Genomic DNA, 20,270 nt, shown 5'->3' with positions numbered 1-20,270 from the left:
GACCGCCGTGTTCTGCCGGGGTGGCTTCCCCGTGCGGGCGCGGGGTCGGCTGTTGGCATCGAGATCGGCACAGGCCTGTGCCGATCTCGATGCCAACTGCCGAGTTCGTGCGGCAAACTGCCGACCGGCAGAGCGCTGAGTGCTGGATTTTCGCCCTTTCGAGGGACGAGAAAGGGCGAAAATCCAGCACTCAGCGAATCGGGTAGAGCGGGCGGGTCAGGACGCCGCGCGCTCCGCGCGGTTGACGGCCGAGACGATCGCCTTCAGGGACGACAGGGTGATCGACGGGTCGATGCCGACGCCCCACAGGACGTCGTCGCCCACCGCGCACTCGACGTACGCCGCCGCGCTGGCGTCGCCGCCCTCGGACAGGGCGTGCTCGGTGTAGTCGAGCACGCGTACGTCCACGCCCACCTGCGCGATCGCGTTCACGAACGCGTCGATGGGGCCGTTGCCCGTGCCGGTCAGCGTCAGCTCCTTGCCGCGGTCGGTGACGTCCACCTCGAGCGTGTCCTGCGCACCCTCGGCGGAGACGGCGCGGGTGCCGCGCAGCGTGAGCCGGCCCCAGTGCTCCAGGCCGGACGCCGCGTTCTCCTCGACGGGCAGGTACTCGTCGGTGAAGATGCGCCAGATGTCCGCGCCGGTCACCTCGGTGCCCTGCTCGTCGGTCACCTTCTGCACGGCGTGCGAGAACTCGATCTGCAGCCGCCGCGGCAGGTCCAGGTTGTGCTCGCTCTTGAGCAGGTAGGACACGCCGCCCTTGCCCGACTGCGAGTTCACGCGGATCACGGCCTCGTAGGACCGCCCGACGTCGCGCGGGTCGATCGGCAGGTACGGCACGCCCCAGTCCAGGTCGTCGACGCCCACGCCGGCGGCCTCGGCCCGCCCGGCCATGTGCTCGAAGCCCTTCTTGATGGCGTCCTGGTGCGACCCGGAGAACGCCGTGAACACGAGGTCACCCACGTAGGGGTGCCGCTCGTGCACCGGCATCTGGTTGCAGTGCTCGACGGTGCGGCGGATGCCGTCGATGTCGCTGAAGTCGATCTGCGGGTCGATCCCCTGCGAGAACAGGTTCATGCCCAGGGTCACCAGGTCGACGTTGCCGGTGCGCTCGCCGTTGCCGAACAGACAGCCCTCGATGCGGTCCGCACCGGCCAGGTAGCCCAGCTCGGCGGCCGCGACGGCCGTGCCGCGGTCGTTGTGCGGGTGCAGCGACAGGATGACGTTCTCGCGGTGCGCCAGGTGCCGGCTCATCCACTCGATCGAGTCGGCGTACACGTTGGGCGTGGCCATCTCGACCGTCGCGGGCAGGTTGATGATGACCTTGCGCTCCGGCGTCGGCTCGAAGACCTCGATGACCTCGTTGCAGATGCGGACCGCGAACTCCAGCTCGGTGCCGGTGTACGACTCCGGGGAGTACTCGTAGTAGATCCGCGTGCCCGGCACGGTCTCCTCGAGCTTGCGGCACAGCTTCGCGCCGTCGAGCGCGATGTCGACGATGCCGTCCTGGTCGGAGCGGAACACGACCTCCCGCTGCAGCACGGACGTCGAGTTGTACAGGTGCACGATCGCCTGCTTGGCACCCGTGATCGACTCGTAGGTGCGCTCGATGAGGTGGGCCCGGGCCTGGGTGAGCACCTGGATCACCACGTCGTCGGGGATCCGGTTCTCGTCGATCAGCTTGCGCACGAAGTCGTAGTCGGTCTGGCTCGCTGAGGGGAAGCCGACCTCGATCTCCTTGTAGCCCATCTTGACCAGCAGCTCGAACATGCGCAGCTTGCGCTCCGCGTCCATCGGCTCGATCAGGGCCTGGTTACCGTCCCGCAGGTCCACCGCGCACCAACGCGGGGCCTTCTCGATGCGCTTGCCCGGCCAGGTGCGGTCGGGGAGCTCGAGGCTGATCTGCTCGTGAAAGGGCCGGTACTTGCTCGTCGGCATGCCCGACGTCTGCTGCGGGTTGTCCTCGATGATCCCGCCTGCTGCGCCGTGCACCGCTGTCTCGTGAACTCCGCCGGGGGTGGTGGCGGTGATGCTGTTCTCCATCATGTGTCCTTCGCTCGGTGAGGTTGGCCGGCACACCAAGCCTCCGCGACGAGGGACCGGCCTGTCTAGGCCTCGTCGCGGCAGCGAAGGAGAAGGATCACCGTCAGGCGCACGCCGTCACTGTACCCCTCGTCCGGACCGTGGGCGCCAGCCACGCCCACGATCCGGACCACGACTCAGCGGCGGGTGCGCAGGGCCGCGTCGACCTGGGGGTCGCCCAGGGCACCCAGCCAGTCCAGCAGCGCGGGGTACGTCGACGGGTTCGCCGCGACCTGCGGACGCAGGTGGGGCGCCTCCTGGACGATCTTCGCCAGGTCCGCGAGCGGCGTGGCCGGGTCGAGCGCGACGGCGGGGGTCCACCGGCCGCCCACGGGCGGCAGCACCGCGGTGTGCCCCGACTCGGAGCCGTAGTCCGACGACGCGGCCCCCTGCCCGGTGACGACCCGGCGCGTGGTGTGCTCCTCGACCTCGCCGGCCGAGCCCTGCGCCGCCGAGCCCTGTACCGGCGCGGCCTGCTGGCCGTTGCCCACCGGCCGGATGCGCGCGGTCGGCTGTGCGGTCGGGTGCGCACCCGACGCCGGCTGCGCGGACGACGCCGGCTGCGCGGCCACCGGCGTGGCGCCCGAGCGGACCGGGGGCATCGTCGCGGTCGCGTCGACCGGGGCGGCCGCCGCCGGCATGTCCTCGACCGTGCGCATGGAGCCGAGCGATACCTCGCCCGAGACCGGCTGCACCGGCTGCACCGGGACCACGCCGCGCTGGGCGGCGGTGGCGCCCGCGACGGTCCGCACGGCACCCGTGGAGGTGACCCGGCGCGGCTCGGCGGGACGCCGGAGCTCCGGTGCGCTGCGCACCGGCTCCTCCGGCAGGGTGACCGGCGGGGCCTTGTCACCCTTGGGGCGCGGCGGGGACCACACGTAGGCCTGGGTGCGGTCGACGTCGGCCTCGCCGCCGATCCCGGCGGTCTGGAAGTGCTCGCGCACCGCCTTGGGCACCATCAGCGCGCTCGCCGCGACGATGGGCAGGGCGAGCGCCATGAGCAGGTCGCCGAGGTTGACGCCCAGGCTCGCGCCCGACGTCGCGATGACGACCACGAGGCCCAGCACGCCCGCCACGCACGCGGCGCCGACGGCGGGCACGTGGCCCGTGTTGGGGTCGCGCTTCAGGGAGCGGCGCGCGAACCAGGCGATACCGGCGACGACGACGCCGAGCACGAGGCGCAGCACCAGCGTGACGCCGGCGCCCGACCCGATGAAGCCGGGGTCGATGAGCTGCACCAGCGCGGCCAGCGCGCTGCACACCGCGAGCAGGACGATGACGTCGAACGCCCGGATGGCCACCCGCACCCAGACGCCCGCGGCGTGCTCGGTGCTCTCCTCGGCGTCGGCCGCCGCGGGGTCGCGGCGCACGGCGGGCGAGCCCGCCACGGCGGCGGCGAGCGGGAGCAGCACCAGGCCGAACCGGCTCGGGTCGGTGACGCCGGGCTGCATGGACTCCATGCCGGTCAGCGCGCCGCCGGAGGTGAAGACGAACAGGAGCGCGAGCACGATGCCGACGGCGACGAGCACCAGCCGGGACGGCCGGTCGTGCCGCACGGTGCCACCCACGAGGAGCCACACCAGGCCGAGCGAGAGCGCGAGCCACACGGGCGCCAGGAGCCGGTCGCCCAGGGTCGCGCCGTCGGCGAACTCGGCGAGCAGCGTGGAGATGACCGCGCCGAGGGCGATGAGCGCGCCCACGCCGGCGAGGCCGAAGCGCCAGGCGCGCACCACGGCGCCGTCCTCCTCGACGGGCCCGAGCTCGCTGTCGCGCGGCGTCGCGGCCAGCGCCGCGCCGGCGAGCGCGAGGCCCAGGCCGGTGCCGACGCCCGCGCCGCTGCGCAGGTCGAGCACGAGGTGGACCAGCCCGATCACGGCGAGCGGCAGCCCGGCGATCAGGCGGGCGCGGCGCGTCGAGTGCACGGTCCACGTGGGGGGCAGCACACCGAAGCGCGCGAGGTAGGGCAGCGTCAGCGAGGCGAGCGACAGCGCGACCGCCAGCACGACCTCGACCCGGTCCGCCGAGCGGTCGGTGAGGTTCCACGGGAGGGCGAGCGACACCAGCAGGGCGAGCGCGGCGATGGCGTCCCGCACGTAGTCGGCGGCCGCGATGTTCGCGAACGGCCGGACCTCGCCGGAGTCCTCGGCGGCGGTGCCGTTCCCGGTCTCCGGTGCGACCGTGGCGACGTGCTCGTGGCCGAGGCTCTCCGTCGGCGCGCCGTTGGCGTCGTCCGCGACGTCGGCCGAAGTTCTCTCGTCACGCTCCGAAGCGTGCTGGTCCATCATCCGTTCACTCCTCGATAACGCCGCTGGTCGAGACTGGGGAAGTGTGGCTGGCGGCGCTGGGGCCCACCACGTTTCTACCCGCTGGGTACCGGCTCTGTCAGGCCGTGGCACGGCGAGTCCGGTCACACCTGTATTTCTGCGCACGTCCATCACATCTGGTGTGCGTGGGACATCCGCCGTCGGCGACAGCCGGCGGCACACCGAGGTCACAGGAGAACGCAGTGGACCCAGCAGCCGCACCGGCACCCCGCACCTGCGACGTCTGGCTCGTTCCGGTCCGACGCCGCGAAGCCTGGACGCGCCTGCTGACCGTACCGGATCAGGAGCAGCTCGTGGGCCTGGACGCACTGGCCACCGACGTCCACCTGACGTCGCGCGCGGCGCAGCGGCTGATCCTGTCCCGCTATCTCGGCACCGCCCCGGAGGACGTCGTGGTGGAGCGCGGGTGCGACCGCTGCGGCGACCCGCAGCACGGCCGGCCGCACGTCGCGGGTGCGGCCCTCGACTACTCGGTGTCGCACACGCGCGCCTGGGTGCTGGTCGCCGTCGTGGGCGACGGCCGCGTGGGCGTGAACCTCGACGTCCGGCCCGCGGACCGGGACCTGGACGACCTCGCGGCGGCCGCGCTCACCCGGGCCGAGCACCATGCCTGGCGCCGCCTCCCCGCTCGTGACCGCGCGGACGCGCTGCTCGCGTCGTGGACGCGCAAGGAGGCGACGACGAAGCTCACGGGGCACGGCCTGGCGATCCCCCTGCGGGACCTCGACGTGACGGGGCCGCGGCCGAGCCTGGTGACGGCCGACCCGTCGGTCCGGCTCCCCCACCCCCGGCCGTACCTGACGCACGTGCCCGCGCCGGCGGGGTACAGCGCGGCGCTGGCGACGACCACGCACGTGGACCAGGTGCGGCACCTGCGCCTCCCGGACGAGATCCCCGACGCCGCCCCGCCCCGCCGTCTGGCCGGGGCTGCGGCCGCGCCGGCCCGCTGCTGAGGCCGGTTCACCAGGCGGACGGCGACCACGACCCGGGCCCATGCGGTCGCCTCCGGCCTGCTGAACCCGGGTCAGATACCCAGCTGGTAGGCGCCCCAGTAGGCGAGAGTGACCAGGAGTGCCGTCGCGCCCAGCACGGTGACCCAGAAGCCCGTCGAGACCACGGCGACGGCGACGCGCCGGGGACGGTGCGGCTCCGGCCGGGCGGTGTCCGGGGGTTCCGGCCGGACGGCGTCCGACGGCACCGGGTCGGCGCGCACCGCGCCCGCGGGGCCCCGGTCGGCCACCGACATCCTGCGGTCACGCACGCGGTTCAGCAGCAGTGCCGCGGCGACGACGGCGACCAGGCCCAGCAGCCGCACCGCGATCCAGCCGCCCTGCACCACCAGGGCGTTCTTCTCGTAGTCCAGGGCCAGCCGGGCGACGGCCCCGAGGTACGCGGCCAGGCCGAGCATCGTCGCCACCGAGCCGACGGCCAGCCCGGTCAGGGGTGCGCGCAGCCCCCGGGCGAGACGCGCGCCCGGGCGGCCGGACCGCCGTCGGGTCACGCCGCTCGCGACGGCCACGCCGCCCAGCAGCAGCGGACCCACGACCAGCAGGGCGCCGGCGGTGACGACCATCCTGACCAGCCAGTCGCCGTCGCCGTACCAGTGCGGCTGCGGCACGGGCGCCGCGAGGTAGAGCTGCGCGGGCTGCGCCCCGGCGACCTGCGGCGGGGCGGACGCCGTGGCCGGGAGCCCCAGCACCCAGTCGGCGACGTCGCGCGCGAAGTCGGGGTGCAGCACCAGCCCGCCGGGCGTCTCCACGTTGATGCCGTGGTTGGCGCGCTCGTAGAACCGCACCGTCACGTCGTCGGCGTCGGCCAGCAGCTCGCGCGTGCCCTGCTCCAGCGGCATCGAGGCGTCGTTGGTGCCGAAGACCGCGAGGATCGGGTCCTCCTGCTCCCGGAGCCAGGGGCGGACGTCGAAGTCCGCGTACTCGAACCCGCCGCCCGGCAGCTTCATCCCCACCGCGCGCGGGATGGCGCGGAACACCCCGCCGGGCACGTCCGTGTTGCGCAGGTAGTTGTCGACGGCGTACGCGGCCTGCTGCCGCGGCGGCACGACCGGGGCCGACACCAGGATCTGGAACGCGAGCCGTGGGTCGTCCACCATCATCACCGGCGACACCCACGCGCCCTCCGACTCGGCGTACAGGCCCACGTCGTCCGGGTCCACGCCCGGGACCTCCCGCAGGTACCGCACCGACCAGGCGTAGTCGCGCGCCATCTGCTCGTAGTCGCGGTGCCGCGTCGAGTAGTTGTCGAGCCGCTTGTCGGGCACCAGCGTGGTGATCCCCGCGCTCGCGAGTGCGGTCGCGGCCAGCGTGAACGCGTCGGAGGCCTTGCCCGTGCCCGCGCCGTGCACGAACACGATCCCGGGCCGGTCGGCATCAGCGCCGGCCTCCACCGGCTCGCGCAGCAGCCCGCCCACCTCCCGACCGTCGGCCAGCGGGATGGTCACCGCGGTCTCGCGCACCTCGAAGTCACCGGGCTCCCCCGCATCGGGGTCGGCACCCCCGATCGCCGTCGAGGCGGTGGCCAGGTGCAGGTGCTCGGTCACCGGTTCCGGCTCCCAGGCGGGGCCCGCGACGGCACCCGTGACGGCCAGCGCGACCAGGATCGCGGCGGAGGTGGCAACGGTCCGGAAGAACACCTTCGGATGCTACGCCCGACGCCCCGTTCGCTCGATCGGGAGGCGACGGCGCGTCACCCGGGCAGCCGACGGCGCGTCACTCCTGCGGCCGGGACGCCAGCATCTCCGCGGTGTCCCAGGTCAGCTCCCCCGACCGCAGGTCGGCGACCACGCCGCGCACCCAGTCCAGCTCCGCGCGCGTGGTGACCAGGAGGTGCTCGTGCTCCAGCAGGAGCACGCGGGGCAGCCCCCACTCCTGCGCGTCGGCGGCCTCCCGCTCCGCCTCCGCCAGCGCGGTCTCCAGCGCCTCGGCGCGCTCGGCGAGCCGGTCCCGCACCAGGTCGGGACCGGTGATCGCCACCACGGCCAGCACCGCCCGGAACTCGGGGAACTCGCGCGCGGGCGTCGCGAGCGCCGCGTCCATCCAGCGGCGCAGGGCGGCGGAACCGTCGGGGGTCAGGGCGTAGACGATCCGGGCGGGCCCGGCCTCGGCCGCCAGCTTCTCGTGCACCTCGATGAGGCCGTCCCGGAGCAGGCGCTCGATCGACTGGTAGACGCTGTTGCTGCGCGCCACGTTGACCACGTCGTCCTTGCGCCGCGTCTTGATCAGCCGCTGCATGCGGTAGGCGTGCATCGGCTCCTCGGCGAGCAGCGCGAGCAGCACCATCGCGAGCGGGGAGCGCGGCCGGGAGTCCTGGGTCACGGCGCCCAGCCTAGGCGGACGTACGCCGTCGAGTTCTCGTCGCAACACCTTGCCATCTTATGGTTAGCCATTTTATGGTGAGCGCATGAGAGCGATCATCATCGGAGCGGGTATCACCGGGCCCGTGACCGCCATGGCCCTGCAGAAGGCGGGCATCGACGCGGAGGTCCACGAGGCCTACGACCGCACCGCGGACGGCGTCGGCGCCTACCTCACGCTGGCACCCAACGGGCTGGCCGCCCTGCGGGTGCTGGACATCGACCACCGCGGCCTCGGTGGTTTCGACACGCCCGCGCTCGAGCTGCGCGGGTCGAACGGGCGGCTCCTGGCCCACCTCGGGATGGGGCGGGACGACGACGCGGGCACGGTCAGCCAGACCGTCCGGCGGTCCGACCTCTACGTCCGGCTGCGCGACGAGGCCGTGCGCCGCGGCATCCCGGTCGAGTACGGCAGGCGCCTCGTCGACGCCACCGCGGCGGGCTCGGGCGGCGTCGTCGCCTCGTTCGCCGACGGCACCACTGTCGAGGGCGACCTGCTGATCGGGGCCGACGGCCTGCACTCGCGCACCCGGGCGATCCTCGACCCGGCCTGCCCGCCGCCCCGCTACACCGGGCTGCTGAACACGGGCGGCTACGCCGCGGGCGTCTCGGTGGACGGGCCCGTGGGCGTGTTCACGATGATCTTCGGACGGCGGGCCTTCTTCGCCTACGCGAACCGCGGCCCGGGCGACGTCTGGTGGTTCGCGAACGTGCCCCGCGCCCGCGCGGCGAGCGACGCCGAGCTCGCCGCCTGGACCCCGGAGCGGTGGCGCGCGGAGCTGGTGCGCCTCTTCGCCGACGACGCCGGCCCCGCGCTGCGGATCATCGCCGCCACGCCGGAGATCATCGCGCCCTGGAACACACTCGACCTGCCGAGCGTGCCCGTGTGGCACCGCGGGCCCATCGGGCTCGTGGGCGACGCGGCGCACGGCATCTCGCCGACGTCCGGGCAGGGCGCCTCGCTCGCGATCGAGGACGGCGTGCTGCTGGCCCGGTTCCTGCGCGACCACCGCGACCCGGCCGGCGCGTTCGCGGCCTTCGAGGCGGCGCGCCGGACGCGGGTCGAGCGGCTGATCGCCCAGGCGAAGCGCACCTCGAACCAGAAGATCCCGGGCACGCTGACCCGGGTGCTGCGCGACCGCGTGATCCTGCCGCTGGTGAGCCGCGCCGCGGCCCGCACCACCAACGACTGGGTCACGGACTACCGCATCGACTGGGACGCCCCGGCCGACCGCCTGCCGGCCTGACCCCCGCCGTCAGCCCCTCGTCACCCGACCGCCTTCCGGCCACCGCCATCCGACAACAACCGACCGACGCCGATAGTCGGATCATCTTCGAGGCCTGAGTTTCTTGGCTTTCAGCTCTCTGAAAGCCAAGAAACTCAGGCCTCGAAGGGGGTCACGCGGGGGTGCCGTGGCGGCCGGCGCCCGCGGCGAAGCGGGCCGCGCCCTCGTAGGCCGCCGCGGCCAGGGAGCGCTCGCCGTGCTCCCACTCGCGGGCCAGGGCCTCGGTCTCGGACAGGCCCCACTGGTCCAGCACCGAGGCGCGGTCCTCGCGGAGGCAGACCTGCGGGAACGCCGCGAGCGACACCGCCAGCCCCACGGCCGCCGACACCGCCTGCCCCGCGGGCACCACCCGGTTGGCCAGGCCGATGCGCAGGGCCTCGTCGGCCTCGACGGACCGGCCGGTGAGGATCATGTCCATCGCGTGCGACTGCCCGATCAGGCGGGGCAGCCGCACCGTGCCCCCGTCGATCAGGGGGACGCCCCAGCGGCGGCAGTAGACGCCGAAGACCGCCGTCTCGTCGGCGACCCGCAGGTCCGCCCACGCCGCCAGCTCCAGCCCGCCCGCGACGGCGTGCCCGGACACGGCGGCGATCACCGGCTTGCTCAGCCGCAGCCGCGTGGGGCCCATGGGTCCGTCGCCGTCGGGCGCGGCCCGGTTGCCGTCCGGGGTGCCGAGCGCCTTGAGGTCGGCGCCGGAGCAGAACGTGCCGCCCGTGCCGTACAGCACGGCGGCGGTGGCGGCGTCGTCGGCGTCGAAAGCCCGGAATGCGGCGGCGAGCGCCGCCGCGGTGGGGCCGTCGACGGCGTTGCGCCGCTCGGGGCGGTCGATGCCGATCAGGGTGACGCTGCCCTCGCGGGTGACCAGGACGCTCACCGGCTGCCCTCCCACAGCGGTTCGCGCAGCGCGCGGCGCAGCACCTTGCCCACGGGTGAGAGCGGCACCGAGTCGACCGCACGCACGGACTTGGGCACCTTGTAGCCGGCGAGCTTGTCACGCACCGCGGCCTGGAGCGCGGCCTCGTCGACGGCGGCGCCCGGCGCGGGCACGACGAACGCGGTGACGGCCTCGACCCAGGTGTCGTCAGGGGCGCCCACCACGACGGCCTGGGCCACCGACGGCTGGGCGAGCAGCACGTCCTCGACCTCGCGTGGGTAGACGTTGTAGCCGCCGGTGATGATCATGTCGCCGCGGCGGTCCACGAGGTAGAGGTAGCCGCGCTCGTCCACGCGCGCCATGTCGCGGGTGCGCAGCCAGCCGTCGCCGGCGAGCATCTCGGCGTTCAGCTCGGGGGCGGCGTGGTAGCCGGCCATCGTGAACGGCGCGCGCACCCGGATCTCACCGATCTCGCCGGGGGCCACCGGGGTGCCGGCGTCGTCGGTGACGAGGATCTGCGCGTCGAGCGCGGGCTGGCCGCAGGAGCCCAGCAGGGACGGGTCGGTGTGGTCGGCGGCGTCGAGCACCGTGAGGCACAGCGGCGCCTCGGTCTGGCCGTAGTACTGCGCGAACCGGGGCCCCCACACGTCCATGGCCTGCTCGATCACCGGGCGGGGCATGGGGCTGGCCCCGTAGATGGCGGTGCGCAGGGAGGACACGTCGGCGCCCTCGGCGACGCCGGACGAGAGCAGCATCCCGATCATCGTCGGCACCAGGTTGATCTCCGTGGCGCGGTACCGGGCGATCGCGTCCACGTAGCCCTGGGGCTCGAACCCGGACAGCACCACGGACTCCCCGCCGCGCAGCCAGTAGGGCAGCACGAACGTGCCGCTGGCGTGGATGAGGCTGGCCGCGTGCAGCATCACCGAGTCGCGCGCGGGGCTGACCAGGTTGGTCAGGATGTTCGCGACGATGGCGGCGTAGCTGGCCTGGGTGTGCTCGACCGCCTTGAGCGTGCCCGTGGTGCCCGACGTGTACAGCAGCAGGATCGGGTCCTGCGGGTTCGCGGGCAGGTTCGGGTCGGCGGTCGAGACGTCCCGCATCGCCGTGAGCAGGTCCGGGCCGCCGACGGCGCCGGGCGCGCCCAGGCCCAGCGTCGTCAGGCCGTGCGCCTCGGCGAGCTCGCCCGCCCGCTCGGCCAGCGCGGCGTCGTGCACCAGGAGGCGCACCTCCGTCTCCTGGAGCATGCGGCCCTGCTCCGTGGCGGACAGCCGGGCGTTGAGCGGCACCCGGGTGACGCCCGCCTTGAGGCAGGCGAAGTCCATGGCGATGGACCACAGCCCGTTGCCCATCAGCAGCGCCACCCGCGCCCCCGGCTCGGCGCCGTGCGCGTGCAGCACCCGCGCCATGGCGTTCGCCGCGTCGTCCACCTGCGCATACGTCAATGACTCGGTACCGAAGCGGACGGCGGTACGCGGCCCGAACCGGGCGGCGCCGCGACGGACCAGGTCAACGGTGAGCATGCTCTTCCTCCACGACAGGTGTCCGGTAAGTACGTTTCGTGACCGTACTACCGGGTCTGCGCGAGGCGGAAGGGCGCGTCGACCACGTCACACCTCAGGCGTCACGTCTCAGCGCACCACGTAGATCTCGGTACCCGACGACCGCGCCCGCGCGTACCGGACGGGCAGCGCCTGCGGGTGCCGCACCCAGGGCGACGGGACCCAGGCGAGGTCGTGGTCCTCGACCGCGAGCTCCAGGTCGAGCTCGGTGAGCAGCCGGTTGATCGCGACGCGCGCGATGATGCGCGCCTGCCGCGACGCCGGGCACCGGTGCGGACCCACGCCCCACGCGAGGTGCGCCCGGTTGCCCACCTCGTCCCACATGTTCCCGGTGTGCACCAGCGGGTCCTGGTTGGCGGCGGCGACGGCCATGATCAGGGCGTCGCCCTTGCGGATCAACTTGCCGTCCAGCTCCAGGTCGCCCATCGAGTACCGGGGCAGCGGCGGGTTCGCGGCGGGCGCCTCGCGCCAGAGCACCTCGTCCAGCGCGTCGTCCAGGGCGATCCGGCCGCCGGTCCAGCGCGCCGCGAACCGCTGGTCCGTGAGCAGCAGCCGCAGGGTCAGCGCGATCCACGCCGTGAGGAACTCGCTGGCGGCGATGAGCGGCACCGACATCGAGTCCGCGATCTCGCGGTCGTCGTGGAAGCTCGGATGCCGCACGAACGACGACGTCAGGTCCGACCCCGCCGTGGCCTTCCGGGCCTGGACGTGCGCCATCAGGTTGCGGCCCATCCGGTCGCGCGCCTGGGCAGCCTCACCCGTGTGGTCCATGATGTGCGCCGAGTCGACCATCATCTGGTTCGCCGTGTCGTGGTCGAAGCCGAACAGCGCCGTCACCGCGAGGAAGCCCACCTTCTTGGCCCAGTCCTGGACCAGGTCGGCCTCGCCGCCGGCGCCGAGCTCCTCGACCAGCCGCATGCTGACCTCCTCGACCTGCGCCACCACCAGCTTCTCCGGCAGCGCCTCCAGCCCGTCGTCCAGGGGCTGGCGCAGGCGGCGGCGCAGCTCGCCGTCGTGGTGGTAGGAGGAGTTGCGCGGCTCCCGGGGCGAGATGCCGAGCAGCGCGGAGCGCTCCGACAGCAGCCCGTCGTAGTGCCAGCGCCAGTTGCGCGGGTCCCGGGAGAACTGCGACTCGTTCCGGGTGATCTCGCAGATCTCCGCGTGCCCCATCACCAGCCACGCCGGCACGCCCGGCTCCATGTCCACGGGGGCCACCACACCCCATCTGGCGCGCAGGACGTCGTAGATCTCCTGCGAGTCCGCGCCTCCGGTGGTTGCCGACAGGGGGGTGAGCCCGGTCAGGCTCGTGAGCTCGACGGGGGACGTTCGAGCGACCACTCTCTCCATCCCGCAATCACAGCACAGTGTCCGTATTGCCCGTAATCCTGGCTGCGATATTCGAGACCCAGTTGCACCGGGATGCACTGCGGCGCACCCCGTGGGGACCGGGCCGTGCGCGGCCGCGCCGCGCCCGGCAGCCCGTCAGAAGCCCAGGCGGCGCAGCTGCTTGGGGTCCCGCTGCCAGTCCTTGGCGACCTTGACGTGCAGGTCCAGGTACACGCGCTGGCCCAGCAGCTTCTCGATGCCCTGCCGGGCCTCGGTGCCGACCGACCGCAGCCGGGACCCGCCGCGCCCGATGATGATCGCCTTCTGCGAGTCGCGCTCCACGAACAGGTTGACGCGCACGTCCAGCAGCGGCGGCCGGCCCTTGGCCGGGTCGCCCGAGCCCTCGCGCTCGACGATCTCCTCGACGACCACCGCGAGGGAGTGCGGCAGCTCGTCGCGCACGCCCTCCAGGGCGGCCTCCCGCACCAGCTCGGCCACCATGACGGCCTCGGGCTCGTCGGTCAGCTCGCCGTCCGGGTACAGGTCGGGGCCCTCGGGGAGGTGGGAGACGAGGACCGCCTCGAGCTCGTCCACCTGGTAGCCGTCCTTCGCGGAGACAGGCACGATGTCGGCCCACTCGCGGTCCACGGACTTCGCGAGCTGCTCGACGGCGAGCAGGTGCTCCACCAGGTCGGGGCGCGGCACCAGGTCGGCCTTGGTCACGACGGCGACGACGGGTACGGCCCGGCGTCCCGTCATCAGCTCGGCGAGCTGCGCCGCGATGTAGCGGTCGCCCGGCCCCACCTTCTGGTCCGCGGGCAGGCAGAACGCGATGACGTCCACCTCGGACAGCGTGTCCCGCACCAGGTCGTTGAGCCGCTCCCCCAGGAGGGTGCGGGGCCGGTGCAGGCCGGGGGTGTCCACCAGCACGAGCTGGGCGTCCGGACGGTGCACGATCCCGCGGATCGTGTGCCGGGTGGTCTGCGGCCGCGCCGACATGATCGCGACCTTCTGCCCCACCAGCGCGTTCGTCAGGGTCGACTTGCCGGCGTTGGGGCGCCCCACCAGGCAGGCGAACCCGCTCCGGTGTGCGGCGGTCTGTTGCCCTGCGGGCTGCTCGCTCAAGAGGTCACTTCCTTCTGGTCACGCTTCTGATCACGGTGGTCGTGCTGGTCGAGACCACCGTTGCTGTCCTCCGGCTCGCCCACCGGTTCCGTGCGGTGCACGAGGATCGTCGAGATCTGCTTGCGGCGGCCCTCGACCCGCTCCGCCTCCAGGTGCACGCCGCCGACCTCGACCGAGGCGCCGGCGAGCGGCACCTTGCCCAGGGCCTTGGCGAGCAGCCCGCCGGCGGTGTCCACGTCGTCGTCGTCCAGACGCAGGTCGAACAGGTCGCCGAGCTCGTCCACCGGCAGGCGGGCCGGCACGCGGAGCACGCCGCCGCCCAGGTCCTCGACCTCCTGGACGGGCACCGTGTCGTGCTCGTCGGTGAGCTCGCCGACCACCTCCTCCAGGAGGTCCTCGATGGTCACCAGGCCCGCGACGCCGCCGTACTCGTCGACCACCAGCGCGATGTGGCTGGCCGAGGCCTGCATCTCGCGCAGCAGGTCGTCGATGGGCTTGGACTCGGGCACGAACACGGCGTCGCGCGCGACGTCGGCGGCCGGGCGCCGGGACGGCCCGGGCGCGGCGCCGCCGTCGCCCACGGGCCAGTGCACCGCGGCGACGACATCCTTGAGGTAGGCGACGCCGACGACGTCGTCCACCGACTCGCCGACCACGGGCACCCGCGAGAAGCCGGAACGCAGGAACAGCCGCAGCACCTTGTCGAGCGAGGTCTCGGCCGTGACGGTCACCATGTCGGTGCGGGGCACCATGACCTCGCGCGTGATGGTGCCGCCCAGCTCGATCACGGAGCGGAGCAGCTCCCGGTCGGACTCCTCGAAGGCGCTGGACTCCCCGACGCGGTCGGCGATGTCGCGCAGCTCCGCCTCGGTGGGCGGCGACGGGTCGTAGTGCGGCACCGAGATGCGGGTCAGCCACGCGACCGCGCGCGAGACGCCGGTCAGGGGGCCCACCAGCGCGAGCAGCACCGCGACGGGCCTGCGGAAGCCGAGGGCGCGCGGCGAGACGCGGACGAAGATGACGCCGACCACCACACCCACCACGAGCGCGATGAGCATGACCGGCAGCTCGTTGGGCACGCCCTCGCCCGGGATCGCCTGCTGCACCAGCAGCGTCCCGGCGGCGATGGCCACGACCTCGGACATGACGCGCACGAGCGCGAACGAGGCGACCGTCGCCGGTGGGTCGACGACCAGCGCCTGGGCCCGCCGGATCCGCGCGGCACGCAGCGGGTCGGGCGACTGCCCCAGCTCGGCCTCCGCGAGCGCCTCCGTGAGGGACGCGCGGGTGACGCGCAGGAGCGCGGCCTCGCCGGCGGAGAGCATGCCCGCCAGCGAGAGGCCGACCAGCATGACGAGGGTCAGGAGCAGGACGATCACGCCGGTCACCGGGTAGCGAGGAAGGTCAGGAGAAGCTTGCGCTGCAGGCCGAACATCTCCTTCTCCTCCTCCGGCTCCGCGTGGTCGTAGCCCAGCAGGTGCAGGATCCCGTGCGTGGTCAGGAGCAGCAGCTCCTCGGTCGTGGAGTGACCGGCGGCCTTGGCCTGGGTGACCGCGACCTCCGGGCACAGCACGATGTCGCCGAGCGTGCCTGCCGGGGTGATGTCGCCGTCGCGCCCCGGGCGCAGCTCGTCCATGGGGAACGAGAGCACGTCCGTGGGTCCGGGCTCGTCCATCCACTGCACGTGCAGGTCGGACATGACGGTGGTGTCGACGAAGATGATCGACAGCTCCGACTGGGGGTGTACCCGCATGGCGTCGAGCACGAAGCGGCCGAGCGCGGCGAACTCCGCCTCGTCGACCTCGAACCCCGACTCGTTGTTGACCTCGATGCTCACCGGCGCTGCCTCTTGCTCCCCGGACGGTGGTCCTGCGGCTGACGGCCCGGACGGCGGTCGTCCGTGAGCACGTCCCACCGCGCGTACGCGTCGATGATGTCGCTGACCAGCCGGTGCCGCACGACGTCGGACGACGTCAGGCGGCAGAACTCGACGTCGTCGACGCCCAGCAGGATGTCCTCGACGACGCGCAGGCCCGAGGTGGTGCCGCCCGGCAGGTCGACCTGCGTGGCGTCGCCGGTGATCACCATCTTGGAGCCGAAGCCCAGGCGGGTCAGGAACATCTTCATCTGCTCGGTCGAGGTGTTCTGCGCCTCGTCGAGCACGATGAACGAGTCGTTGAGCGACCGGCCGCGCATGTAGGCCAGGGGCGCCACCTCGATGGTGCCCGCCTCGATGAGCTTGGGCACCTGCTCAGGGTCGACCATGTCGTGCAGCGCGTCGTACAGCGGGCGCAGGTAGGGGTCGATCTTCTCGGACAGCGTGCCGGGCAGGAACCCGAGACGCTCACCGGCCTCGACGGCGGGGCGCGTCAGGATGATCCGGTTGACCTGCTTGGCCTGCAGCGCCTGGACGGCCTTGGCCATGGCGAGGTAGGTCTTGCCGGTGCCGGCCGGGCCGATGCCGAAGGTGATGGTGTTGGTGTCGATCGCGTCCACGTACGCCTTCTGCCCCACCGTCTTGGGCCGGATGGTGCGGCCCCGGTTGGACAGGATGTTGAACGTGAGCACCTCGGCGGGGCGCGACGCCGACGCGTCGCTCAGCATGGCCACCGAGCGCTTGACGACCTCAGGGGTGAGCTGCGTGCCCGCCTCGACGACCTCGATCAGCTCGTCGAGCAGCTGCGTGACCAGGGCCACGTCGCCCGCCGGTCCGTTCACTGCGATCTCGTTGCCACGGGCGTGGACGTCGACGCCGGGGAAGCCCTCCTCGACGGCCCGCAGCACCGAGTCCCGGCTCCCGAGGAGCGCGACCGTCGGGATGTGGGCCGGGACGACGATCTTGTGCTCGATCCGGGTCTGGGACTGTGTGCTGGGCGTAGTTGTCATGAGCCGGCCCCGCGGGGCCGATCCGCTCCTTCACGCGGTAGGGATGACGACAAGGCTCATCCTATCGACCCGCCCGGGTCACGCCACGGTCTTTCCCGCTCCTGGTCGAGGCGAAGTTCAGGCGAAGCCCGGCAGCTCGCCGCCGGCGAGCAGGTGCGCGTGCACGTGGAAGACGGTCTGGCCGGCCTTGGGACCGGTGTTGAAGATGAGACGGTACTGGCCGTCGGCGAGCTCGCTCGCCACGCCGTCCGCCAGCGCGATCACGCCCGCCAGGCCCTCGGGGTCCGACGCCGCGAACGCGGGGACGTCCGGGTAGTGCTCCCTGGGGACCACGAGGACGTGCACCGGCGCCTTGGGCGCGATGTCCCGGAAGGCGATGGCGGTGTCCGACGAATCGACGAGGTCCGCGGGGATGTCCCCCGCGACGATCTTGCAGAAGAGGCAGTCCGGGCTGTCGGTACTCGTCATGTCGGCAGGCTACCGGCGGGCGGGCACACGCCGCGCCCGCAGGCGGCTACGGTGCCCCGGCCGGGGGCTCACCAGGATTTCCCATTCCGTTACATGGTTCGAAATTACATGGTTCGAAATGCCTGGGTGAAGGTGATGTGGGAGAGTTTGCGGCGTTCGATGGAGATTGGCGTACTGAGACACCCTTTTGGCGTCGTCCAACCTCGCAGGTCCCGTCGGTCGCCCTCACACCACACACAGCAGTCACCTGGAGGTTCGCGTGGGTTGGTTCATCGCCCAATCGCTCGCATTCATCATCATCGCGGCCCTGATCGGCCTCGCGATCGGCATCTGGATCGGCTGGCTCGTCTGGGGCCGCCGCGCCAAGGGCAAGCACACCGCCGAGAAGTCGGAGGCCGCCGCCCGGACGACCGCCGCCGAGTCGGGTGCGGACGCCGCGTCGGACGCCGAGACCGAGGCCACCGCGCAGGCTGCCGCGACGAAGGCCGAGGCCGTCCCCGCCCTCGCGGGCGCCGGGGCCGCCGCGACCGAGTCCGCCGCCACGGACACCGTGCTGCCCGTCGCCGACGAGGCGTCGGACGCGGGTGCGGGTTCCGGTGCGGAAGCCGGCAGCACGGCCGACGACGCCGGGGCCGCCGAGCAGGACGCTGCCGCGAAGGACGAGCGGGCCGGCGAGCAGGGCGAGGGTGAGCCGGCGGACGCCGGGCAGGACGTCGAGGCCGCCGGGTCCGACGTCGTCGCCGAGGCCGAGGCCGTGGCGCGCGCGGCGGCCGAGGCGGACGCCGCCGCCAAGGCGGCCGCGCTGGCCGAGGCCGGCACCGAGGAGACGACGCCGGAGGCCGCGACCAAGGCCGTGACCCCGGACGACCTGCAGCGGATCGAGGGCATCGGGCCGAAGATCGCGGCCGCGCTGGTGGCCGCCGGCTACCCCACGTACGCGAAGATCGCGGGCGCGACCGAGGACGAGCTGCGCGAGGCCGTCGCCGGCCAGGGCATCAAGTTCGCCCCGGCCGCCAGCAGCTGGGCCGACCAGGCGCAGTACCTCGTGGACAACGACGCCTCCGGCCTGGAGGAGTACCAGGACTACCTCGTGGGCGGCCAGGAGCGGCGCGCGAAGTTCAACGAGAACGTGGACTACACGGACGTCGACGAGGTCGAGGGCGCCGAGGCCAAGGCTGCCGCCCTCGCCGCGGACGAGGCCGCCGCCGCGGCGGCGGAGCCCGAGCCCGAGCCCGAGCCCGAGCCCGAGCCCGAGCCCGAGCCCGAGCCGCAGGATCTCCAGCGCATCGAGGGCATCGGGCCCAAGATCGAGACCGCTCTGAAGACCGCCGGCTACACCACGTACGCCAAGGTCGCGGGCGCGAGCGAGGACGAGCTGCGCGAGGCGCTCACCGCGAGCGGCATCACGTTCGCCCCGGCTGCCACGAGCTGGGCCGACCAGGCGCAGTACCTGGTGGACGGCGACGAGGACGGCCTGCGGGAGTACCAGGACTACCTGATCGGCGGACAGGACCGCGCCTCGAAGTTCAAGGAGAACGTCGACTACACCGACGTCGACGAGATCGAGGGCGCCGCGGCCAAGGCCGAGGCCCTCGCCGAGGACGAGGCGGAGGCGGCCACGGCCCCTGCCGAGCCCGAGCCCGAGCCGCAGGATCTCCAGCGCATCGAGGGCATCGGGCCCAAGATCGAGTCCACCCTCCGGGCCGCGGGCTACGCGACGTACGCGAAGATCGCGGGCGCGACCGAGGACGAGCTGCGCGAGGCGCTCGCCACGGGCGGCATCACGTTCGCCCCGGCCGCCGTGAGCTGGGCCGAGCAGGCGCAGTACCTGGCCGACGGCGACGACGAGGGCCTGCAGGAGTTCCAGGACTACCTCATCGGCGGCCAGGACCGGCGGGCCCGGTTCAAGGAGAACGTCGACTACACCGACGTCGACGAGATCGAGGGCGCCGAGGCCAAGGCCGAGGCGATCGCCGAGGACGAGGCCAAGGCCGCGGCCGCGGACGGTGACGCCGAGCCCACCGAGTCCGGGGTGAAGGCATGAACCTGAAGGTCGTCCTGCCCCCGGTGATCATCGTGGTCCTCGGGATGGGCGCTCTGTCGGGCGTCCAGAACACGGGCTTCCGCGAGCACATCGAGTCCACGCTGACGGAGAGCGCGCAGGGGGCCCTCTCCGCGGCGGGGCTCGACGGGGTGGACGTCGAGTTCACGGGTCGCGACGCCGACGTGACCGCGCCGACCGACGTCGAGGCGGTGGCGGCTGCCGACGTCGTCGGCGGGGTCGAGGGCGTCCGCGCCTCCGCGGCCTACGGCCCGGCCGGGCTGGTCTCGGCCGAGGCCGGCGCGGCGGAGGCCGCGGCTCCGGAGGCCGAGGACGACGAGACCGCGTCGGAGGACACCGCCACGGACGTGGAGGAGGAGGCGACCGCGTCGCCCGAGCCGACCGCGACGCCGTCGGACGGCGAGACGAAGGACGCCGCGGACGACGAGGAGAAGGACGAGCCCAAGCGCGAGCCGACCCGCGAGGAGCGGGAGAAGGCGCAGGAGGACCTCGTCGAGATCCCGAACATCACGTTCGTCACGGACAGCGCACGGCTGACCAAGGACGGCCGCAAGGTGGTGCGGGAGGCCGCCGAGGTGCTCGCGGAGCACCCGGAGGTCGAGGTCCGCGTCGAGGGGCACACCGACTCGGTGGGCACCGAGGCGCACAACCAGCGGCTCAGCGAGCGTCGTGCGGAGGCGGTGGTCGACGAGCTCGTCGAGCAGGGCGTGGACCGCGACCGGCTGACGTGGAAGGGCTTCGGCGAGTCGACCCCGCTGGTCGTCCCGCGGACGTTCGCGGACCTGGAGAAGAACCGCCGCGTGGAGTTCGACGTCACGAACTGACCCCTTCGTTGAGTGCGGGATTTTCGCCCTTTCAAAGGCTTTGAAAGGGCGAAAATCCCGCGCGCAACGAAGGATAACCCCCGG

The 20,270-nt window shown here is 73.1% G+C and carries 16 protein-coding genes; 4 read left to right on the top strand and 12 right to left on the bottom strand.

What is annotated here, in order from left to right:
* Window positions 1-216 precede the first annotated feature (216 nt).
* A complete protein-coding gene (leuA, locus tag AB0I29_RS27340) occupies window positions 217-1,938 on the bottom strand; it encodes a 2-isopropylmalate synthase (protein WP_357487403.1) in 1,722 nt (573 codons plus the stop codon).
* Between the two features lie 281 nt (window positions 1,939-2,219).
* Complete coding sequence (locus tag AB0I29_RS27335) at window positions 2,220-4,364, bottom strand: hypothetical protein (RefSeq protein ID WP_357487401.1); 2,145 nt, start codon at window positions 4,362-4,364, stop codon at window positions 2,220-2,222.
* 224 nt (window positions 4,365-4,588) lie between these two features.
* Between AB0I29_RS27335 and AB0I29_RS27330 the strand changes: the two genes are divergently transcribed.
* Entirely contained in the window at window positions 4,589-5,359 is a 771-nt protein-coding gene (locus tag AB0I29_RS27330; RefSeq protein ID WP_357487399.1) for a 4'-phosphopantetheinyl transferase superfamily protein, read from the top strand.
* Between the two features lie 71 nt (window positions 5,360-5,430).
* Here AB0I29_RS27330 and AB0I29_RS27325 read toward each other — a convergent pair whose 3' ends face one another.
* Both AB0I29_RS27325 and AB0I29_RS27320 read right to left on the bottom strand, forming a co-directional pair.
* Window positions 5,431-7,053: an alpha/beta hydrolase gene (locus AB0I29_RS27325; protein ID WP_357487397.1), complete on the bottom strand. Its 1,623-nt coding sequence runs from the start codon at window positions 7,051-7,053 to the stop codon at window positions 5,431-5,433.
* 76 nt (window positions 7,054-7,129) lie between these two features.
* Complete coding sequence (locus AB0I29_RS27320; RefSeq protein ID WP_357487395.1) at window positions 7,130-7,735, bottom strand: PadR family transcriptional regulator; 606 nt, start codon at window positions 7,733-7,735, stop codon at window positions 7,130-7,132.
* 85 nt (window positions 7,736-7,820) lie between these two features.
* Here AB0I29_RS27320 and AB0I29_RS27315 point away from each other — a divergent pair, with 85 nt between their 5' ends.
* Window positions 7,821-9,020: an FAD-dependent monooxygenase gene (locus AB0I29_RS27315; RefSeq protein ID WP_357487393.1), complete on the top strand. Its 1,200-nt coding sequence runs from the start codon at window positions 7,821-7,823 to the stop codon at window positions 9,018-9,020.
* Between the two features lie 151 nt (window positions 9,021-9,171).
* Here AB0I29_RS27315 and AB0I29_RS27310 read toward each other — a convergent pair whose 3' ends face one another.
* The 8 genes from AB0I29_RS27310 to AB0I29_RS27275 form a co-directional block, all read right to left on the bottom strand.
* Window positions 9,172-9,933, bottom strand: coding sequence for a crotonase/enoyl-CoA hydratase family protein (locus tag AB0I29_RS27310; protein ID WP_285108578.1), 762 nt, complete (start codon window positions 9,931-9,933; stop codon window positions 9,172-9,174).
* Entirely contained in the window at window positions 9,930-11,456 is a 1,527-nt protein-coding gene (locus tag AB0I29_RS27305; protein WP_357487391.1) for an AMP-binding protein, read from the bottom strand. Before AB0I29_RS27305 ends, AB0I29_RS27310 begins: the two co-directional genes overlap by 4 nt.
* A 108-nt stretch (window positions 11,457-11,564) precedes the next feature.
* Entirely contained in the window at window positions 11,565-12,833 is a 1,269-nt protein-coding gene (locus AB0I29_RS27300; RefSeq protein WP_357487389.1) for a cytochrome P450, read from the bottom strand.
* Between the two features lie 144 nt (window positions 12,834-12,977).
* Window positions 12,978-13,946: a GTPase Era gene (gene era / locus AB0I29_RS27295; RefSeq protein ID WP_285108572.1), complete on the bottom strand. Its 969-nt coding sequence runs from the start codon at window positions 13,944-13,946 to the stop codon at window positions 12,978-12,980.
* The gene (locus AB0I29_RS27290; RefSeq protein WP_285108570.1) at window positions 13,943-15,325 is read right to left on the bottom strand and encodes a hemolysin family protein; all 1,383 of its coding nucleotides are present in this window, start codon (window positions 15,323-15,325) and stop codon (window positions 13,943-13,945) included. Before AB0I29_RS27290 ends, era begins: the two co-directional genes overlap by 4 nt.
* Before the next feature lie 5 nt (window positions 15,326-15,330).
* Entirely contained in the window at window positions 15,331-15,783 is a 453-nt protein-coding gene (gene ybeY / locus AB0I29_RS27285; RefSeq protein ID WP_285108568.1) for an rRNA maturation RNase YbeY, read from the bottom strand.
* Window positions 15,780-16,832, bottom strand: coding sequence for a PhoH family protein (locus tag AB0I29_RS27280; RefSeq protein WP_357487385.1), 1,053 nt, complete (start codon window positions 16,830-16,832; stop codon window positions 15,780-15,782). The genes ybeY and AB0I29_RS27280 overlap by 4 nt, the downstream gene beginning before the upstream one ends.
* A gap of 117 nt (window positions 16,833-16,949) precedes the next feature.
* The gene (locus AB0I29_RS27275) at window positions 16,950-17,300 is read right to left on the bottom strand and encodes a histidine triad nucleotide-binding protein (protein WP_285108565.1); all 351 of its coding nucleotides are present in this window, start codon (window positions 17,298-17,300) and stop codon (window positions 16,950-16,952) included.
* Window positions 17,301-17,559: 259 nt separating this feature from the next.
* Here AB0I29_RS27275 and AB0I29_RS27270 point away from each other — a divergent pair, with 259 nt between their 5' ends.
* Both AB0I29_RS27270 and AB0I29_RS27265 read left to right on the top strand, forming a co-directional pair.
* Complete coding sequence (locus tag AB0I29_RS27270; protein WP_357487383.1) at window positions 17,560-19,344, top strand: helix-hairpin-helix domain-containing protein; 1,785 nt, start codon at window positions 17,560-17,562, stop codon at window positions 19,342-19,344.
* Window positions 19,341-20,186 carry an OmpA family protein gene (locus tag AB0I29_RS27265; protein WP_357487381.1) on the top strand — a complete coding sequence of 282 codons (846 nt, stop codon included), beginning with the start codon at window positions 19,341-19,343 and terminating at the stop codon, window positions 20,184-20,186. The genes AB0I29_RS27270 and AB0I29_RS27265 overlap by 4 nt, the downstream gene beginning before the upstream one ends.
* Window positions 20,187-20,270: the final 84 nt, after the last annotated feature.

Origin of the sequence: Promicromonospora sp. NPDC050262, from assembly GCF_040655935.1 — a bacterium.
GTDB lineage: Bacteria > Actinomycetota > Actinomycetes > Actinomycetales > Cellulomonadaceae > Promicromonospora.
This window is presented reverse-complemented; position numbering and strand designations above follow the sequence as displayed.